The organism is Kluyvera sp., assembly GCF_965301105.1.
In genome coordinates, this window is the sequence record NZ_CBDKZX010000168.1 from 1 (window position 1) to 3075 (window position 3075).

Sequence of the window (3075 nt, forward strand, 5' to 3'; positions counted from 1 at the left end):
GACGGCGATTTCCTGCGCGCTGAGCAGCAGGGCATTGACGCCGAAAAACTGACGAAAGTGCTCTACCCGAACGACAACCATACCGCAGGTAAAAAACTGCGCCTGATGCAGCAGTACTTCCAGTGCGCCTGCTCGGTGGCCGATATTCTGCGTCGCCACCATCTGGCGGGCCGTAAGCTGCACGAACTGGCCGATTTCGAAGTCATCCAGTTGAACGATACTCACCCGACCATCGCCATTCCGGAACTGCTGCGCGTGCTGATTGACGAGCACCAGCTGAGCTGGGATGACGCCTGGGCTATTACCAGCAAAACCTTCGCTTACACCAACCACACCCTGATGCCAGAAGCGCTGGAGTGCTGGGATGAGAAGCTGGTGAAAGCGCTGCTGCCGCGTCACATGCAGATCATCAAAGAGATTAACGACCGCTTTAAGAAGCTGGTTGATGCGACCTGGCCGGGCGATGAAGCCGTCTGGGCGAAGCTGGCCGTGGTGCACAACAAGCAGGTGCGCATGGCGAATATGTGCGTAGTGAGCGGCTTTGCGGTTAACGGCGTGGCGGCGCTGCACTCTGACCTGGTGGTGAAGGATCTGTTCCCGGAATACCATCAGCTGTGGCCGACCCGTTTCCACAACGTCACCAACGGCATCACGCCGCGTCGCTGGATCAAACAGTGCAACCCGGCTCTGGCCGCGCTGCTGGATAAATCGCTGAAAAAAGAGTGGGCTAACGATCTCGACCAGTTGATCAATCTGGAAAAATACGCCGACGATGCGAAGTTCCGTCAGCAGTATCGTGACATCAAGCTGGCGAACAAAGAGCGCCTGGTGAAATTCATCAAGGCCCGTACCGGGATTGAGATTTCAAGCAACGCAATTTTTGATATTCAAATCAAACGTCTGCACGAATACAAACGTCAGCACCTGAACCTGCTGCACATTCTGGCGCTGTACAAAGAGATTCGCGAAAACCCGCAGGCTGACCGCGTACCGCGCGTGTTCCTGTTCGGGGCGAAAGCGGCGCCGGGCTACTACCTGGCGAAGAATATTATCTTTGCGATCAACAAAGTGGCTGAGGCGATCAATAACGATCCGCAGGTGGGCGATAAGCTGAAAGTGGTCTTCCTGCCGGATTACTGCGTGTCGGCGGCAGAGATGCTGATTCCGGCGGCGGACGTTTCTGAGCAGATTTCCACGGCCGGTAAAGAGGCCTCCGGCACCGGCAACATGAAGCTGGCGCTGAACGGCGCGCTGACCGTTGGTACGCTGGACGGTGCGAACGTAGAAATCGCCGAGAAGGTCGGTTCTGAAAACATCTTCATCTTCGGCCATACCGTCGAGCAGGTGAAAGAACTCAAAGCCAAAGGTTACGATCCGCTGAAATGGCGTAAAGCCGATAAGCTGCTGGATGCGGTGCTGAAAGAGCTGGAAAGCGGCAAGTACAGCGACGGCGACAAGCATGCCTTCGACCAGATGCTGCACAGCATCGGCAAAGAGGGCGGCGACCCGTACCTGGTGATGGCCGACTTTGCCGCCTATGTGGAAGCGCAGAAGCAGGTGGACGTGCTTTATCGTGACCAGGAAGCCTGGACGCGTGCGGCCATTCTGAACACCGCGCGCTGCGGCATGTTCAGCTCCGATCGTTCGATTCGCGATTACCAAAAACGTATCTGGCAGGCAAAACGCTAAGGACTGGCCTATGGAAAGCAAACGCCTCGATAATGCCGCGCTGGCGGCAGGCATTAGCCCTGACTATATCAATGCGCACGGCAAGCCGCAGTCTATCGGCGCAGACACCAAACGGCGCTTGCTTGACGCAATGCATCGTCCCGCGACCGATTCGGTCGCGGCGACGCCGATACCGAACGTGATGGTCCTGACGTACGGTAAAAAAATGGCGCTGCCGGTTTCCGGCAGCGGCGAGTTTAGCTGGATCCTCACCACCGAAGAGGGCCAGCAGCATCACGGCAAGGCGTCGGGCGGGAAAAATCTCAGCCTGCCGACGCGTCTGCCGGAGGGGTATCACTCCTTAACGTTGACTCAGGACGATCAGCGCTGGCACTGCCGGGTGATTATTGCGCCGGAACGCTGCTATGAACCACAGCCGCTGCAAGAGGCGAAAAAGCTGTGGGGCGCCTGCGTGCAGCTCTACACCCTGCGTTCGGAAAAGAACTGGGGTATTGGCGACTTCGGCGATCTGAAAGCGATGCTGCCGGAAGTGGCGAAGCGTGGCGGCGCGTTTATCGGCCTCAACCCGATTCATGCGCTTTATCCGGCTAACCCGGAGAGCGCGAGCCCGTACAGCCCGTCGTCGCGTCGCTGGATGAACGTTATCTATATCGACGTTAACGCGGTGGAAGACTTCAGACTGAGCGACGAGGCGCAGGCGTGGTGGAAACTGCCGGCGACTCAGCAGAAGCTGAAGGCCGCGCGCGACGTCGAGCAGGTGGACTACACCGCGGTCACCGAGCTGAAAATGACGGCCCTGCGTATGGCGTGGAAACGCTTTGCCAAACGTCACGACGAGCCGATGGCGGCCTTCCGTTACTTTGTTGATAAAGAGGGCGAAAGCCTGTACTGGCAGGCGGCGTTTGACGCGCTGCACGCTCATCAGGTGAAAGAAGATAAGCTGCGCTGGGGCTGGCCGGCCTGGCCGAAGGCGTATCAGAATATCGAAAGCCCGGAAGTGCACGCATTTTGTCAACAGCATGCCGACGAAGTCGATTTCTACCTTTGGCTACAGTGGCTGGCCTACACCCAGTTTGCCGAGTGCTGGGAAACCAGCCAGCGCGACGCCATGCCGATTGGCCTCTACCGCGACCTGGCGGTAGGTGTGGCTGAAGGCGGAGCCGAAACCTGGTGTGACCGTGAACTCTACTGCCTGAAGGCCTCCGTCGGCGCGCCGCCGGATATCCTTGGGCCGCTGGGGCAGAACTGGGGCCTGCCGCCGATGGATCCGCATATCATCGCCGCGCGTGCTTATGAACCGTTTATCGAGCTGCTGCGCGCCAACATGAAAAACTGCGGCGCGCTGCGTATCGACCACGTGATGTCCGTGCTGCGCCTGTGGTGGAT

The 3075-nt window shown here is 58.4% G+C and carries 2 protein-coding genes; both read left to right on the plus strand.

All coding sequences use genetic code 11. The annotated features are described in order from the left end of the window. Positions 1–1689, plus strand: a 1689-nt coding sequence (gene glgP / locus ACW14G_RS22725) for a glycogen/starch/alpha-glucan family phosphorylase (protein WP_455648847.1), incomplete at its 5' end; no start/stop codon positions are given. A 10-nt stretch (positions 1690–1699) separates the two neighbouring features. Then, a partial coding sequence (malQ, locus tag ACW14G_RS22730) for a 4-alpha-glucanotransferase (protein WP_455648848.1) occupies positions 1700–3075 on the plus strand: 1376 nt, incomplete at its 3' end.